The organism is Paenibacillus sp. FW101-FHT12H11, from assembly GCF_058790355.1.
In genome coordinates this window covers 1-17,498 of the sequence record NZ_JBYTCO010000017.1, presented here as the reverse complement: position 1 = coordinate 17,498, position 17,498 = coordinate 1, and the positions used below count along the sequence as shown (strand labels likewise).

Below are 17,498 nucleotides of genomic sequence, written 5' to 3'. Positions count from 1 at the left end.
TTCTATAAAAATATCTTTCTTCAAGTATAAAACCTTTAAATGTGTCAAGAATGGTTGATGAGGTGATTAACCATGAGTGATCAAAACAAAGGTTTTCAAAAAGAAGAAGCTCCTAAAACTGTTCAAGGGGCACAAGGAAGTCCATCCGCATGGAAGAGGTTGCTTGCTAAGAAATGGGTATTCCCAGCAACGTATGTAGCAGCAGCGGCAATTATCTTAACCTTAATGTGGGTGTACCAGGACACAGGTACGAAAACAGTCAGCCAAGACGATCTGGGCATTAAGGTAAGCAGCGACGATCAAGCACCTGACAATTCCAAAGATGGAGCGGTTGCCGTCAACGCACCAGCAGAAGCTATGCAATGGCCTGTGAAAGACAGAGCGGCTCTAGACGTATCCATCCCGTTCTATGACACCAATGCAACCAATGAAGTTAAACAGGCGGCAATGATTCAGTATAACGATCAATTGACGCCGCATACCGCAATCGATTTGAAAGCCAAAGATGGCGCAGCATTTGATGTATTGGCCGCTATGAGCGGTAAGGTTACGGCAGTTGAGCAAAATCCGGTTGTCGGTAATCTTGTCGAAATTACACACAGTAATGGCTTGATCAGCGTGTACCAAAGCTTAGCTGAGGTTAAAGTAACCAAAGGCGCTGAAGTGAAAAAAGGCGACGTCATCGCCAAAGCGGGGCGTAATGATTTCGAGAAGGAAGACGGCGTGCACCTGCACTTTGAAGTGCGTCAAGTTAGCGATAATGCTGCTCTGAATCCGGAAACGATTCTAAACGCTAAACAGTAATCGGTTATCATGAAAAGGCAATCAGGTGGCTTCTTCACCAACCAGCCTACATAGAATGAGGGCAGCGGGTATATCCTGCTGCTTTTTTGCTTTGAAACCTAGGGGGATTCACTCCACGGCTTGCCCTTCATCAGGTACACAACAGACTTGTCCTTGCCAAAAAAGACCGCATAAGCCCTTATTTCCTGATTTTTTTGAAAATAAATATGGGAAATGGGCTTGTCAGGCTTGGTTACGTAGAATATCTAGTCATGCCCCTCATATACTTTACCAAACTATCTCGAGTAGGGAGGCGAGGGGAGTGCACGATTACATCAAAGAGCGAACCATTAAGATTGGTACCTGTATCGTCGAGACCAAGAATACGGTTCGCACCATTGCGAAGGAATTCGGTGTTTCCAAGAGCACGGTGCATAAGGATTTGACGGAAAGACTGCCGGAAATCAACCCGGACCTGGCCAACCAGGTGAAGCACATTTTGGAGTATCATAAGTCCATTAGACATCTAAGGGGAGGAGAAGCGACGAAAATCAAGTATCGAAAGACACGAAACCCGAAGCACTCCGAGAACTTAGTCACGGTCAAATCCTAAAAATACCTTCATCCCGACGGTTTCCTGGAACTGGACATGTCGAAATTTCACGGAAAAAGAGGAATTAATGCATTTACAGCGAATTTAGCTTATAATTAGAACTATCTATAAGAGCGCCGATTCTTCACGGGATGGACGGTAGATTTAGGGAGGATTAACTTGAAATGTTAAGCAAGGATATTGGAATAGATCTCGGCACGGCAAATGTGCTCATTCATGTGAAAGGACGCGGCGTTGTGCTCGATGAGCCATCTGTAGTAGCGATTGAAAGCGATACGAAACGCGTGCTTGCTGTTGGAGAAGAAGCTTTCCGCATGGTGGGTAGAACTCCAGGCAATATTATCGCGATTCGTCCATTGAAAGATGGAGTTATTGCGGACTTCGATATTACGGAAATGATGTTAAAGCATTTTATTGCAAAAGTAGGGGGCAAGAACTGGTATTCGCATCCGCGCATCTTGATCTGTGCCCCTACCAACATCACCTCGGTTGAGCAGAAGGCGATCCGCGAAGCGGCTGAGCGCAGCGGTGCCCGAGAGGTATTCATGGAAGAAGAACCGAAAGCAGCGGCAATTGGCGCCGGTATGGACATTTTCCAACCTAGCGGCAACATGGTTGTAGATATTGGCGGAGGGACGACGGATGTGGCCGTGTTATCCATGGGCGACATCGTCACCTCCTCCTCCATCAAAATCGCTGGCGACAAGTTCGATATTGCCATCACGAAATATATCAAAAATAAGTACAAGCTGCTGATTGGTGAGCGGACGAGCGAAGATATTAAGTTGAAAATCGGAACGGTATATCCACACGGCAGAGATCAAGAGATGGATATTCGCGGTAGAGATATGGTATCCGGATTGCCGCTTACGATTACGATTCACTCCAGTGAGGTCCAGGAAGCCCTATGGGATCCGGTTTCATCGATCGTAACGGCTGCGAAAAGCGTTTTGGAGCGTACGCCACCTGAACTTTCCGCAGACATTATTGACCGTGGCGTTATCCTGACAGGCGGCGGAGCTTTGCTGCACGGCCTGGATCAGTTGTTAGCAGACGAGCTGAAGGTTCCGGTATTAATTGCGGAAGATCCTATGTCTTGCGTAGTTAAAGGAACTGGGATCATGCTCGATAATCTGGATAAAGTTTCCAAGCGTAAATTTAACTAGACAAGTTTATCCAAGAGGTGAAGAGATGCTAAGAGGACTGTATACCGCGGCGGCAGGAATGATCTCCGAGCAGCGCAGACACGATACCATTACGAACAATATTGCTAATATTAATTCCCCGGGTTTTAAACAAGGCAATGCCTTGTCGCGTTCGTTCCCGGAGATGCTTATTTCTACAATTCGCGGTGGACAAGGCGCCTCTACGGCACCGCTTGGGAAGATGAGTCTGGGTGTGTTTTCAGAGGAGAATATCTCCATCCACGCACAAGGCGACCTGCAGGAAACGCAAAATCCATTTGATTTTGCCCTCGTGTCGAACATCCAAGTGCCTGGCATGGCTTTTGACGCTTCGGGGAAATACGTGAATGCGGACGGGGAGCGCACGTTCCAGCCACAGGCACTATTTACCGTGATGAATGCGAATGGAGAACTCCGGTATTCCTTGAATGGTAAGTTCACCGTCGATCCGACAGGACAGCTCGTGAACGCGAATGGCAATCAGGTGTTGGGTCGCGATGGACAACCCTTACTGCTTGTTGATGGAGCGGGACAGCCGATTCGGTCCTTTAAGGTAACAGACAAAGGGGAGTTCCTTGACGGGAACGGCCAACCGCTGTTGAATCAAGCTGGACAACCTGTAGGATTGATGCTTTCGCGTGCAGAGGATCCCAATCTGCTGTTGCGCGAAGGCAACGGCTTGCTGCGGATCAATCCAGGCGACGAAGCAACGGTCACACAGGTTGCCGTTGGGGATCAAGTCGAAGTTCGCCAAGGATTTATCGAGCGCTCCAACGTGGATTCTGCGCAGTCGATGGTCGATATGATGTCGGCACTCCGCGCCTATGAAGCCAATCAGAAAGTCATTCAATCTTATGATAAAAGTATGGACAAGGCAGCGAACGAAGTCGGACGCGTCTAATCTAGCTTGCGAAGGAGCCACACATGAACAATTCCATGATTAACTCATCGGTATCCATGCACAGCTTACAGCAGAAGCTGGATATCTTGTCCAATAACATAGCGAACCTCAATACGACGGGTTTTAAGAAAAAGGATGCCTCCTTTGAGGATGTTCTGACCAATGTGAAGTCACAGCCGGAAGGATTTCGTCAGCAGGGCAGATTCTCTCCCCTTGGGTTTAACCAGGGATGGGGATCAAAGTTGGTGCAAATCCAAACGAACCTTGCGCAAGGGCCAATTCAGTCTACGGGCGGTATTACGGATTTTGCGATTCAGGGAGACGGGTTGTTTGAAGTGTCCGTCAGCAAGGTGGATGGGAACGGAAACCAAGTGTTTCAACCTGCATGGACGCGTAATGGGTCTTTCAATTTGACACCTGATGCTAATGGCGATACGGTTCTTACCACTAAAGAGGGCCATTTTGTTACAGGAACAGACGGTAACCCCATTCGTATACCTGCTGGCTTCAGACCTGTTGTTCAACCAAACGGCATTATCAATGGATACAGTGAGCAGGACCCGACTGCTGAGCCGCTTAATCTGGGTCAGATCAAGCTGGTTCGCGTTGTGCGTCCACAGTTGCTCCAAGATGTTGGAGATAACCTGTACGCACTTCCTACGGGAATTACAGATGCCGAGAAGGCGAACATTTTGCAAAATGTGGACCCGGGGCTGGATACAACCAATAATCGGGTTACGTTAATGCAGGGGTTTTTGGAGCAATCCAATGTGACGCTTTCCGACGAAATGACGGATCTTGTGATGGTGCAAAGAGCGCTTCAACTCAATTCCCGGGCGATTACATCTGCCGATCAGATGATGAATATCGCGAATAATTTGCGCGCCTGATCGTAGAAAGGGAGGGATAGGGCTCGATGTCTGACAAGCCTAACAAGCCTACTCCAAAGAAGAAAAAGGCACCTAGGCCGAAATGGCTAAACATCATATGGCTTATTTTCAAAATCATACGTATTCCCGTTCTTTGCGTGCTAGCCGTTTATATCGGGCTATGGGTCGGATACTCCAAGCTGGGCCATCAGCCATCAGCGGAGATCTTCCATATGAGCACTTGGCGGCATTTATACGATTTGGTATTTGCGAATTAATTCAAACTCCCTTATTGGGAGTTTTATTTTTGTGTTAGCAAATGTATAATGAATGAAGGCTAATCGTCAGAGACCAGATAAAAGGCGCAGGAGGGGTACTTTGAATATTCCGAACATGCTCACCATCAGCAGGTTTGTTCTTATCCCTGTGTACCTCATCATTTTTTTCAACGGCCATATCCAGATAGCCTTTCTGATCTTGCTGGCAGCAGGGCTTACAGATATCTTAGACGGTTATATTGCCAGAACTCGAGGTTTGGTCACACCGGTTGGTGTTATGCTGGACCCCCTTGCGGATAAGTGCATGATGATTGCGGTCATTCTCTCTCTACTCCTTACAGGGATGATACCATGGCAGGCGGCGGCAGCGATTTTTATTCGTGATCTGGGCATGATCATGGGCTCTGCTTTCGTCCACTTCAGGGGAAAATTAACCGTTCCCGCCAATGTGATGGGGAAATTAACGACAGTACTTTACTATCTCGCCATTCTCTTCATTGTATTTCATTTAGATTTCGCCATTACTTATTTGTGGTTCGTGATCGGGATCTCCTTCTTAACTTCCTTCATTTATATTTTTCAATTCTTGCTTTTAAACCGGAGGGCCAAAGCGAAATAGACAATAACGTAAAAAGAGCCTATGCGAGGGCTGTGCACACACCTCTTTACATAAGCTCTCCCTATATGAACCTTCACTTCTGCAGTTAATGAAGGGACACCAGTATTGTAAGTGATTACCTTGTATTTTATACAAGAAATTGAAAGGAGCATTTCCCGTTATGCTAGATATTAACCAGATTCAGGAAATTATTCCGCATCGCCCCCCTTTTCTGCTTGTTGACCGCATTTTGGAAGTAGAGCAAGGCGTGAAAGCGGTAGGGATTAAGAATGTTACCATTAATGAACCTTTCTTTGCAGGTCATTTCCCAGGGTATCCGGTTATGCCGGGTGTGCTGATTATTGAAGCTTTGGCACAAGTCGGCGCTGTAGCTGTCCTTTCCATGCCTGAGTATAAAGGTAAAATTGGTTTATTCGCTGGTGCAGATGGCATTCGCTGGCGTCAACAAGTGGTGCCTGGTGATACACTGACATTGGAAATGACGATCACACGAGTTAAAGGAACAATTGTTAAAGGTCAAGCTGTGGCCAAAGTAGGCGAGAAAGTGGTAGTCGAAGGTGAACTTATGTTCGCCCTTGCTAATAAATAACCCCATAGATAAAAAGGAGATGAACCTGACTACTATGACGCGCGTACAAACAGAGTATCAATTATGGCTGAACGATCCAGCAGTGGATGCAGAAACAAAAAAGGAACTGCTTGCAATTCGGGAAGACGAGAAAGAAATTGAGGATCGCTTTTACAAAGATCTCGAATTCGGTACAGGTGGGCTTCGTGGCGTCATTGGCGCCGGAACGAACCGCATCAATGTCTACACCGTTGGTCGTGCAAGCCAAGGTCTTGCACAATATGTGAATAGCACAGGCGTACAAAGCCCTTCTATTGTACTGGCTTACGATTCACGTCATATGTCGCCGGAGTTCGCTCTAGAGGCTGCCCTGGTTTTTGCAGGAAACGGCGTTAAGGCCTATCTATTCAAAACATTACATGCTACACCACAGCTGTCTTTTGCCGTGAGATACCTAGGCGCGACAGCAGGTGTTGTCGTGACAGCAAGCCATAATCCACCCGAATATAATGGATATAAAGTATATGGCGCGGACGGTGGACAACTCGTTCCTCAGTTTGCGGAGCAAGTGATCGCCGAAGTTCAAAGCATTGACTCTTTTGATAAAGTGAAGAAACTGAGCCAAGAGGATGCAGAGGCACAAGGTCTTCTTGTATGGCTTGGCGAAGATGTCGATCAAGCATACATAAAGGCAGTAACCGCGATTAGCCAGAATCCGGATGTGATCAAGGAAATTAGCGATGATTTCCGCGTTATTTTCACGCCGCTCCATGGTGCGGGTAATGTGCCGGTTAGAGCCGTATTGCAAACCCTCGGTTTTGGACAAGTTCGTGTTGTTGCTGAGCAAGAGCTGCCGGATGCACAGTTCTCAACGGTGAAGTCTCCGAATCCGGAGGAACGTGAAGCTTTTACACTCGCTATCGCACAAGCGAAGGAATGGGATGCTGATATCATTATCGGGACCGACCCGGATGCTGACCGTATGGGCGCAGTCGTGAAGGATCAGAACGGGGAGTATTTTGTTCTTACAGGCAACCAATCGGGAGCCATTATTGTTAATTATTTATTATCGAGCTTGAAAGAGCGTGGAACACTTCCTGCCAATGGCGTAGTTGTCAAAACGATCGTAACGAGCGAGATGGGCGCAGTAATAGCCGATCATTATGGAATTCCAACGTTAAATACGTTAACCGGTTTTAAATATATCGGGGAAAAGATGACCCAGTTCGAGCAAACGGGCGAGCATACTTTCCTTTTTGGCTACGAAGAGAGCTATGGTTATTTGGCTGGCGACTACGCGCGCGATAAAGATGCTGTTATCGCAGCTATGCTTATCGCAGAAGCGGCAGCTTATTATAAGAAACAAGGCAAGACATTATATGAAGTCCTGCAAGAGCTGTACGAATCCTTTGGTTACTTTTTGGAAAAACTGGAATCAAGGACGCTCAAAGGGAAAGACGGCGTAGAACAAATTGGACGTATGGTAGAAGCGTGGAGAACGAACCCTCCAACAGAGATTGCCGGTACGCCAGTTACCGCTATGGAAGATTACGCCAAAGGTGTAAATGGACTTCCGCTTGAGAACGTGCTGAAATTCAAACTGGAGGACGGTTCCTGGTTCTGTTTGCGTCCGTCGGGTACTGAACCCAAAATTAAATTCTATTTTGCGGTAAAAGGATCTTCAGGCGCAGAAGCGGCAGAACAGTTAGATCGCATTATTCAAAATGTACTTAGCCGTGTAGACGGATAATGAAATAGGATCAATTGAACCTCTTCAGAACCTAAGTCAGGGGTAGGTCGTCTAATGAATAGATGGAATAAATCCGTATTCATTGGGCCTATTTCCTCGAGTTTAGGAGCTGAAGGGGTTTTCGAATGTATATGGGACTAGAAAGTAAATGCTCTAAGGAGTGGACAATTGGTGAATTGGTATAAAACTTGGAATAACCCGCTCAAAAATGTATTATGGTGGCTTGTCATTATCGGCATGTTAGGCTCGCTTCCGCTAGCTTACACGCGTCACCTGACGGAAACTTCGACGAAGAACGTCGAGTTCGTTTTTGACTATCGTGACTTATTGGATATTTCGGATCTGCAAACAAACCCGCAGAGCTTCATCGCGCAGCAGCTGAAAAATATGAAGGCCGCTGGCATTGGATCAATGGCCGTGTATGAAAGCACGCTAGGCGAGTTCAAAGAAAGCCGCCACATTGAGATGTATAACTCGAGGGACGCCGCCGCGCTTACGCAAACCTTTGGTGATCCTAATGAGAATTTCACCTATGTGTTGTTCAAGGACAGTGCCACCCAGCAAAAGCTGGAGCCATTAATTCAGAAAACATTTGCTGACCTAAACGTTGGCATTAAACCATGGAGCTTCAAAAACCGTAACGGGCTCATCATTCAAATGAGCATGGACGATGCTTCAATTAAGGGAATGGATCCTGACCCGATTACGCTGCAAATGCTGAAGGATCAAGGCTTCCAAATTGTTGTACGCCTATCTAATCGCCGACCTTTCGTCACGAATGAGATGGATAAGTTCCTGAAGCAGCTGCATGATATGGGCGTGAAAAGAATCATTGTCGATGGCAACGAAGTTCCAGGTTATACAGAAGAAGATACCGAAGTTAGCCTTAATAAAATGGCGGATCTGCTGAACAAAAATGGCATTGGTTTAGCCGCTATCGAATTACTGAAAGAGCCTCAAAAGGGTTTCAACACGTTAGCGAAACAGACGAACTATAATGTCGTCCGGCTGCATTCTTTCACGGAGAAAGATGGAGAGAAACTCATGGAGCCGCTGAAAAAGGCCGAGCTGGAAGACCGCATTCAAGGTGTTGCGGATCGCTTCGTGCTTGCGGTGAAAGATCGCAACATCCGTATGGTTTTCTTAAATGCCAAACCGCTTAAGAGTCTGGATAAAGGCAAATTAGTAGACCCTCTATCCGCCTTGTACGAGAGCTTGCAAGGCAAAGACGGGGCGATTCCGCGCATTGAGAAAGCCGGCTTTACGCTTGGGTCAGCGCAGACATTCGAGATGCATACGACAGGATGGCAGAAAATCGCCAGCGTCTTTATGTTGATTGGCGGTTTAAGCATCATTGTGCTTATGATTTCTTTCTTCATTCCAGAAGCTACACTTGTATTTTTTGTGCTTGGACTGCTCGGTCTGGTCGGTTTACATACCTTGTCAGCTAATTTGTACGCACAAGGGCTTGCCTTGTTAGCAGCGATTTCCGCTCCAAGTATCGCGATTATGTTGGCGATTCGAACGGTTCGATCAGGAGCTGCAGCGAAGTGGAAATCAGGTCTTGCGTTTGCAATATGGACGCTCATCAAGACATCGGCGATCTCACTTCTTGGTGTCGTCTACGAAGTTGCGCTTCTGAATCACATTACGTATTCGCTTGTTCTGCAGCAATTCCGTGGTGTAGGTGCGCTGCATCTACTGCCAATAGCAATCGCAGGTGTGTACTTGCTGTTCTTTAGCGAGAATAATACCTATAGCGATAAAATCATGCATATTCGTCGTATCCTTACATCTTTCATTAGCGTATTGTGGATCGTTGTTGCTGGAGTTGCCTTGGCTGCTGTTTTCTATTACTTGTCTCGCACGGGTAACGAAGGACAAGCTTCAACGGTGGAAAAATTATTCCGTTCGTTCTTGGAGAACACGCTTGGTGTACGTCCGCGCACGAAAGAGTTCTTAGTGGCTCATCCTTTATTCGTTCTCGGTGCATACTTATCTATACGCTATAGACATGCTGTCTACTTGATATTCATAGGTGTAATTGGGCAGCTTTCCATTGTTGATACCTTTGCTCACTTGCATACACCGCTTCATATTTCTCTCATCCGTATCTCCTACGGGATCGGTTTTGGCGCCATCATTGGCATCGTGCTTATCGCAGCTTGGGAAATCGTCACAAGGAGTTGGAAACGATGGGTACCAAGGTTGTCAAAATAGCACTATCAGGCTACTACGGTTTCGATAACAGCGGGGATGAGGCTGTGCTTCAATCGATTTTGTTCGCTTTGGAGGAACAAGGCCGAGAGAAGGGCATTCGTATTGAGCCGATTGTACTTTCCGCGAATCCGGAGAAGACGTCGGCGATGTACGGTGTCCAGTCCTATCACCGCATGAAACCTGGCCCACTTCTCAGCGCCCTGCGGGAAGCAGACGGTTTAATCAGCGGCGGCGGGAGCTTATTGCAGGATGCTACAAGCTCCAAGACGATTCCGTATTACTTAGCCGTTTTGAAAATCGCACAGTGGCTTGGGAAGCCTACGTTTATATACTCTCAAGGCATCGGCCCGGTGAACCGCCGGATGTTCGACGGTTGGATCCGCGGCGTGTTCAAACGCTGCGCCTACATCTCCGTCCGCGATACGGAGTCCGCGGAGCTGCTTGGGACGATGCGTCTCCCGCGGGAGCGCATCGCCGTCGTGCCCGACCCGGTCATGGGCCTGCCGCTTCGCGGCGAGGCTGGTGTTAGCGGGTCGGCAGAGGGCGCTCGGACGGTGGGCGTGTCCGTCCGCTTCTGGAACGAGGACCGCTCGGAGCTGGAAGCTCTCTCGCGGTCCCTGGCAAAGCTGCTCGCCGCCGATTCTAGCGTGCGGCTGCGGTTCTTGCCCTTCCACCTCCCGTCGGACGAGGTGGCCTCGCAGTTCGTGATCGACCGGTTGGGCGATCACGGGTCGCCGGTGGAGATGGTGCCGGGTATCGTCCATCCGCAGGATATGCTCGCGCAGGTCGCGGGTTGCGACCTGCTGATCGGGATGAGGCTGCATTCCTTAATTTATGCAGCCTCGCAGTATGTGCCTATGGTCGGCATCTCGTACGATCCGAAGATCGACCAGTTTCTCCATAGGCTTGGCATGAAAGCTGCCGCATCGACGTCCCATTTCGATGCGGATGCATTGGCCCAGGAGGCTGCGGCTCTCCTGGATGGCCGAGAAGCTTGGGCGGCGTCCAAGCGCGCCGCCATCGAGGAGCTTAAGGCGCAGGCGCAATTTCCTGCGAAAAGCATCGTTACTTTTTTTAATAAATAAAAAAATCAACCAAAACGTGAAAGCCAACGTCACATAAAGGAAGAGATATCTATGAGCTCAACATCGACAACGACCTCAGCTGGAGTTGTTTCTGCCCAAGCTATACCGAAAGTAAGCATATATGGGGTTCCCATCTCCAAGATGAGCATGAACCAAACAGTTGCGTACCTATCCAAGGCGATTGAACAAAGACAGCCTCATCAAATCATAACCGCCAACCCGATTATGGTGATGTCGGCGCTGGATGATCCCGCCTATATGAGCATGATGCAGCGCGCCGAGCTTATCGTTCCTGATGGAACAGGAGTAGTCTGGGCCGCCAATTATGTGGGAGAGCCTGTCGCAGAGCGGGTCCCAGGTTACGATTTGTTAAATGAGCTGATGAAGGCTGGAGAGTCGAAGGGCTGGAAAGTCTATCTGCTCGGTGCTTCTAATGAAGTGATTCAAGCGGCAGCGGACAAAATACGCAAGAATTATCCTGGAATCAAGCTCGTTGGTGTGCGTGACGGTTACTTCAAAGATGAGCAGGATGCCGAAGTGATTCAATCCATTGTAGATGCCGCACCGGATCTTCTATTTGTAGGGAGAGCTGCAGCGAATCAGGAGCCTTGGATCGGCAAATACAAAGGGCAGATTGGCGTTCCGGTTATGATGGGAGTCGGGGGAAGTTTTGATGTTCTTTCGGGTAAGCTAAAAAGAGCACCGGTTGTATTCCAAAAACTACGTCTTGAATGGTTCTACCGCCTGTTACAGGAGCCGTGGCGCTACAAAAGAATGTTATTACTCCCTAAATTCGCGATGAAAGTGATGCGTGACAAAGAGAAAGTCACAAAACCATGAAAATTTTTATGAAAATTGGCTGAAAACGGTCATTTCAGACAAATTTAGCAGTAGTATTTGTGGACAAATGGGAGTATAATTCTCTTCGGCGGATCACCTGCCACCCAAGACAAGAGGAGCTGTGAAGAAGACATGTATGGATTATACGCGATTGGGTTCATCGCCGCCTGTATTATTGCAGTGCTGCTGACACCCCTGGTCAAAAAATTTGCCTTCTGGGTTGGAGCTGTAGATGCCCCCAACCATCGAAAAGTTCATACGCGAATTATGCCGCGTCTCGGAGGCCTAGCTATCTTCCTTGCTTTCGTCGGAGCTTATTTCGTCGTCTCTCCAGCGCTTGATGCCGTTAACTCCAATGCCGCGTTCGGTTTGCTGCTCGGCGGGTTAGTTATCGTCATCACAGGGGCTTTGGATGACCGTTTTCAACTATCCCCCAAATGGAAGCTACTTGGGCAGCTTATTGCTGCTTGTATCGTCGTTTCTTTTGGTCTCAAAATCGATCTCGTTAACATTCCGTTCGGAGAAACGAACCTGCCTATCGGTTGGTTGAGTATCCCGATTACGATATTATGGATTGTCGGCGTATCCAATGCCATTAACCTGATTGACGGTCTTGATGGCCTGTCTGCGGGCGTTTCTGGTATTGCTACTACTACGATTCTTGTTTTAGCGCTTATGATGGGTAATGTAACTGTTATTCTATTGGCTGTTATCTTACTAGGAAGTATTGTCGGATTCATGTTCTATAACTTCCATCCGGCCAAAATTTTTATGGGCGACTCGGGCGCTTTGTTCCTAGGCTTCGCACTTGCGACACTGTCGATCCTAGGCTTTAAACAAGCAGCCGTTGTCTCTCTTCTAATCCCGATTATGATCCTAGGCGTACCTTTATCAGATACCTTCTTCGCGATTATGCGCCGTTATGTGAATAAACTGCCGATTTCGGCACCGGACAAAAGCCATCTCCATCACTGCTTGTTGCAGCTTGGCTTCAGCCATCGTACAAGCGTACTGATCATTTACGGTATTGCTTCCGTGTTCGGCGGCAGCGCGGTTATCTGCTCCGTCTTCATTTCCCAGGATTCCACTTGGGGATTAATCATGATCATTGTTGCTCTATTCCTAGTGATGCTCGTCGGAGCTGAAGCGATCGGCATCATTAGTAAAAGCCGCAAGCCGGTACTTAACTTCCTGCAAAGACTTCTAGGCAAAACTGTGCAGGGCGACCGGATGGGCAAATAATCAGCACTTATACATGTTTCACTCAAATCCAACCTTCGGGTTGGATTTTTTTTCTATTTTGTGAACTTCCTTCTTTCTCTAAACAATTGAGAGGTTTTGACCGATAAGAAAGGTACAAGAACTTTTGGTGGTATGCCGCGTCAAATCATGTAGAATGATAGAAGGATTTGGGAGGGATTGTCGAAAGAAAGTTTGTCTAACCGTTGGTTAGCAGCATTGCCATGTCGATATGAAGGATATTTTAGAGGACATAAGGAGGAACTAGCTTTGAAGACCAAGCAAAGAAATAAGTGGATTAGCATTAGCCTCATGGTTGCTATGTTGTTGGCCTTGCTTCCGCCACTCGGGGCTTCGGCCGCGCCTGTAATTAATATTACGAATTACTACGTACATACTGACCCTAATGATACTACTGTGGTTCAGGATCCTGAGCAATTCCTTGATGCATTGATTCCAAGGATTACGGCGAACCCAATTACGCTAAGTGCAGACATTGGGGGCATTTCGGATGATCAGATTACGAACGTTTTCTATGAAATCAAAAATATGACCACAGGTATTACGACACCAAACAAAACAAATCGCGCAATCAAAAATCCTAATAACAGCAACCAAATTACCTTTGAGAATATTCAATTAACGGAAGGTTTAAATAAAATTGTTGTTAAATACGGAAGCACTTCAACGGTTGATTCTAAGCCGGCTTGGGTTTACTTCACACCTGTGTCTAACATCACAAATTTGAAAATCAATGATGTTGATTTCGCAGATGGTGGTATGTACCCAGCAACAGGTCCTTATACGAATCTTACAATTACAGGTAATTCTAATAATGCTTATCAAGTAAATGCTACGGTATCTGGAACTACATACGAAGCAACTAATTTTTCAGGCGGTATTTTTACATTCTTAACAAATACGGGAAGAGCTTCGGATCTCACCTTAACACCAGGGGATAATCTAATCACTTTCGTTGCGAAGAACCCGACAAACTATTATACAACTTCAAGAAACTTCATTTATAACAATGGTTATGGATTTGCTTTTAATGGTAAAGTTCGTTTTAAAGAGGCAGCAGCGAATTCAGACCAAGCGTTGGTCGCGATCCCTAGTTTGGAGAGTGCCACAGATAATAACATTGTTTTTACAGCTGATTTAAAGAACAGTAAAGGAAACATTACGGCAGGTAGCCCAGATTACTTATACGCGGATATTAGCGTTGCGGGAAGCGGGACAACTCTCCGTTATACATTTGCAACAGGTTTGACAACCCCTATTGGCGGCTACTTGAATGTTAACCCTAATGTTCCTAGTGGAACGGCTCCGAGCCTGGTTAATCCTGCGACTGTAACAGGTGGAACAGCTTACGATGTCCATCATATTGAAGCAAACCTACCACTCAGTGGTACAACAACTTCACAGGAAATTGACGTTAAATTCGTTACAAGTCTAGGTGGAGAATATACAACTAGATATAACTTTAATTACGTTAACCCAACTTTGCCTTACATTGATTACACTGCGCAATATTTTGCACCACCTACTGGAGTTGGAGCAGGTTATGAAGTTAAACTTACTGAGCAAGGTACGAATCAAATCAATGAATTCCCAGCAAAACTTAAATTCCATGTGAATGGCAATGCCGATAAAGTGAAGGTTACAATCCCTGGTTTTGCGGGTAACGGTGATGTGAGCGTGACTGCAGGCGTAGCGGAGATTGATCTTCATGATATCCCGGATGGCGCTACCAAGCTGACATTGGTTCCTTGGAATACGACAACCGGATATAACCAAGCTGGTGCCAAAGTGTATCAGTTGAATATTTCAAGTGCTCCCTACGTCATTGTGAACAGTCTCTATAATGGTAAAGTAGTGAGTAATCCTGCTCAAATCACTTGTGCGAGTGGTGCGGCTCCTTGTATTACAGGTAAAATCGTCAATCTTCCTGCGTCAAACTATGGCGATGTTGAATTATCAGTAAATGATACAAATATCACTATTCCAGCTGGAGCAATTGACACGGCAAATGGAAATTTCAATATCCCTGCTTCTGTATTGAATCCCCTTTTTGATGCAGATGGTAAGAAAACGATTAAATTCTCACTTTACTTGAAACCAGCAGGCGTTAAGGTGCTTGTCACACAAACAATTTATGAGATTTTCGTTTTAAGTGATTTTGCTCCTCTAGTTGAAGAACTAGCTGTTGATCCAGCTATTACGCCTTTTACACCAAGCTCAGTACCTGGGGCTTTCTTGACTTCGTCTGATAAGCTGCAGCTCTCCGGTACAGTGTTAAACGCAAAATTAAATTCTGCTGATCAAACTTCAACAGCTATTCTATATGTAAGAAGTGTTCCTAACGGCTCCACTCTAACTGTTGGTACTACGCCGCTACTAGCGCAAATTTCTCAAGTAACCAATCCGTTGGATAGTAATCAAATTACGACCAAATTCAAAATTTCGACTCCTTTGACTTTGGACGCGTATGGAGATTATGTGTTAGAACTAGTGGCTAAGAATAAGACTGGCCGTACGACAAGCAGAATGATTACTATTACAAAACAGCCTGTAGACTATCTGCTTCTTCAACCTACCAACTTCGTTAAAAATGCAGATAAGATTGATCAAGCTAACGTGAATACAAATTTCCAAACTGTCGTAATTCAAGCTGACGGAGCAGACTCCATTGTTTACAATAAAACGGAAGCCAAACTTACTGCGCCAGGTATTTTCCGATTAGATGTGCCGAACTTGAAAGCAGGGAAAAATACAGTTAGCTTTGAAGTTATTCGAGGCAGTGCTAAGTCAAAAGGTACTTTTATTCTCAATAATTTGAATACACCTATTGAAGGTGCGCAATACCGTACGAATCTTACAGCCAAAATGAGTCTGTTCGATGGGGATCTTACATTAACTTTCCCGAAAGACACGAAGTTGATGAGAAATGACCGTACACAAACAGAGCAATTCATTACATCTGATCGTAAATTAGTGTTCGGGATAGCGAATCAAGATGACGGGCGTGTAGATAAGGCTTCTGAGACTCAAGCCGGCATGCGCTTCCTTCAAGAGCCAACAGGACGATTTAGAGCTGCTAGTAAACTGTTCTGGGTCGATGGAGGTTCGATTGATAGTAGTGCAGCAAGTACAAATGCGACGCTTAAAGACGCTCTACAAGGCAGTGGTAACCTACCGTCTCCATCGCTACCTGGACCTGGGGAGACAGCATTTTACTCTCGTTACATTAAAAATCTCGTCATACCTACGGAACGTGGAACGCTAACGTTGAAATACGATGAAGAGATTCGTAATGACTCTTGGAAGTATCTCACTGTGTACCAATTCGGTACGTTCTTGGACCCAAGCGGAACCGGGAACCAATATGTAGGATGGAAGAATATTGGCGGCGTTGTAGATGCTAAATCCCATACGATCAAAGTGCCGGTTGATAATTTCGGCTATTTCCAAGTCATGTATATGGATAACAGCTTTAATGATGTAACGAATCATGACTGGGCCCGTGATTACCTGGATATTCTTTATTCCAAAGGAATTATGAACAACAAGACACCGGGACAGTTCTTACCGAATGACGCAATTACTCGCGGTGAGTTTGTAACGATGCTGGTTAACATTTTTAATATTCCATTAGTGAATGAAGATACAACCTATCATACTAATGATCCGACCAACCCTAACTTCCAAGGTACATTCGCGGATGTGCGCAGAGGTCTTGGATTACCTAACAGCAGCAGTTTGTATGACTTCATGCATATTGAAGCAGGAGCTCGCGCAGGTATCGTCAGAGGCAACTCTAATGGCTTGTTCTTGCCGACCAATTCTATTAGTCGTGCTGATGCAGCTGTTATGATTGAAAGAGCAGCAAACATGAAAACTAGCACGGATTCAGTTAAATCACTTGCTAATCTTAAAAAGCAATTCACAGATGCAGGTGATATTGATACTTATGCACTAGGTTCTGTAGAAGCAGTTATTAAAGCAGGATTAATGGATGGCATTGAGAACGCGCCTGTTCAAGGACAGAAGAAGCCAACCTATAGTTTTGATCCAAAAGGCAACATGACCAGAGCGCAAGCCGCGGCGATTGCTAACCGCGTTCTTAAGCAACAGAAGAAAATTCCTTAAATCTTGAATTGAATCAAACAAAGACTGCTTCGATATAATCGGATGCAGTCTTTTGTTTTTCTAATGGTCTAAAAATCGTTTCAGCTTATCTTAAGCTAACTTTTAGGTTAAATTCAGCTTCTCTACTTATTTAGTTCACAATTAACATGTAAATTGTAAATGTGAGTGATACATGCACCAACCGATAATTATTTCTCTAGTAAATAGAGCCTACTGGAAAATACTTATCAATGAAATTTAGTATATACTCACGTATACTAAGTCGTGTAGCCGAGATGATAGCCGCGGAGCTACATAGAACGGCTGAAAAAATGATTCAAACTGTCGTCCCGTTGGTTATAAGTTTTTATAACAAAAACTTTCAAATATTAGGAGGAAACAAACCCTTATGAAGAAAACT

At 45.9% G+C, this 17,498-nt stretch carries 14 protein-coding genes; all 14 read left to right on the top strand.

Going from position 1 to position 17,498, the window contains the following annotated elements:
- The first annotated feature begins 72 nt into the window (after window positions 1-72).
- The 14 genes from AC3WTJ_RS35525 (at window position 73) to AC3WTJ_RS35460 (ending at window position 17,098) form a co-directional block, all read left to right on the top strand.
- Complete coding sequence (locus AC3WTJ_RS35525; protein WP_157318555.1) at window positions 73-804, top strand: M23 family metallopeptidase; 732 nt, start codon at window positions 73-75, stop codon at window positions 802-804.
- A 301-nt stretch (window positions 805-1,105) separates the two neighbouring features.
- The gene (gene spoIIID / locus AC3WTJ_RS35520) at window positions 1,106-1,396 is read left to right on the top strand and encodes a sporulation transcriptional regulator SpoIIID (RefSeq protein WP_029195640.1); all 291 of its coding nucleotides are present in this window, start codon (window positions 1,106-1,108) and stop codon (window positions 1,394-1,396) included.
- A 164-nt stretch (window positions 1,397-1,560) separates the two neighbouring features.
- Entirely contained in the window at window positions 1,561-2,562 is a 1,002-nt protein-coding gene (locus tag AC3WTJ_RS35515) for a rod shape-determining protein (protein ID WP_079417018.1), read from the top strand.
- A 25-nt stretch (window positions 2,563-2,587) separates the two neighbouring features.
- Window positions 2,588-3,481, top strand: a complete 894-nt coding sequence (locus AC3WTJ_RS35510) for a flagellar hook-basal body protein (protein WP_492526303.1) — start codon at window positions 2,588-2,590, stop codon at window positions 3,479-3,481.
- 23 nt (window positions 3,482-3,504) lie between these two features.
- The gene (locus AC3WTJ_RS35505) at window positions 3,505-4,371 is read left to right on the top strand and encodes a flagellar hook-basal body protein (RefSeq protein WP_492526301.1); all 867 of its coding nucleotides are present in this window, start codon (window positions 3,505-3,507) and stop codon (window positions 4,369-4,371) included.
- Window positions 4,372-4,397: 26 nt separating this feature from the next.
- The gene (locus tag AC3WTJ_RS35500) at window positions 4,398-4,628 is read left to right on the top strand and encodes a DNA-directed RNA polymerase subunit beta (protein WP_127453387.1); all 231 of its coding nucleotides are present in this window, start codon (window positions 4,398-4,400) and stop codon (window positions 4,626-4,628) included.
- 100 nt (window positions 4,629-4,728) lie between these two features.
- Window positions 4,729-5,247, top strand: coding sequence for a CDP-alcohol phosphatidyltransferase family protein (locus AC3WTJ_RS35495; protein ID WP_492526299.1), 519 nt, complete (start codon window positions 4,729-4,731; stop codon window positions 5,245-5,247).
- A 160-nt stretch (window positions 5,248-5,407) separates the two neighbouring features.
- Window positions 5,408-5,836, top strand: coding sequence for a 3-hydroxyacyl-ACP dehydratase FabZ (fabZ, locus tag AC3WTJ_RS35490; protein WP_127453383.1), 429 nt, complete (start codon window positions 5,408-5,410; stop codon window positions 5,834-5,836).
- Between the two features lie 34 nt (window positions 5,837-5,870).
- Window positions 5,871-7,565, top strand: a complete 1,695-nt coding sequence (locus AC3WTJ_RS35485) for a phospho-sugar mutase (protein WP_492526297.1) — start codon at window positions 5,871-5,873, stop codon at window positions 7,563-7,565.
- A gap of 171 nt (window positions 7,566-7,736) precedes the next feature.
- Complete coding sequence (locus AC3WTJ_RS35480; RefSeq protein ID WP_492526295.1) at window positions 7,737-9,785, top strand: DUF5693 family protein; 2,049 nt, start codon at window positions 7,737-7,739, stop codon at window positions 9,783-9,785.
- Window positions 9,761-10,870 carry a polysaccharide pyruvyl transferase CsaB gene (gene csaB / locus AC3WTJ_RS35475; RefSeq protein ID WP_492526293.1) on the top strand — a complete coding sequence of 370 codons (1,110 nt, stop codon included), beginning with the start codon at window positions 9,761-9,763 and terminating at the stop codon, window positions 10,868-10,870. The genes AC3WTJ_RS35480 and csaB overlap by 25 nt, the downstream gene beginning before the upstream one ends.
- A 51-nt stretch (window positions 10,871-10,921) precedes the next feature.
- Entirely contained in the window at window positions 10,922-11,710 is a 789-nt protein-coding gene (locus AC3WTJ_RS35470; protein WP_492526291.1) for a WecB/TagA/CpsF family glycosyltransferase, read from the top strand.
- A 132-nt stretch (window positions 11,711-11,842) separates the two neighbouring features.
- Window positions 11,843-12,952, top strand: a complete 1,110-nt coding sequence (locus AC3WTJ_RS35465; RefSeq protein WP_492526289.1) for a glycosyltransferase family 4 protein — start codon at window positions 11,843-11,845, stop codon at window positions 12,950-12,952.
- A 267-nt stretch (window positions 12,953-13,219) separates the two neighbouring features.
- Window positions 13,220-17,098, top strand: coding sequence for an S-layer homology domain-containing protein (locus tag AC3WTJ_RS35460; protein WP_492526287.1), 3,879 nt, complete (start codon window positions 13,220-13,222; stop codon window positions 17,096-17,098).
- The last annotated feature ends 400 nt before the right edge of the window (window positions 17,099-17,498 follow it).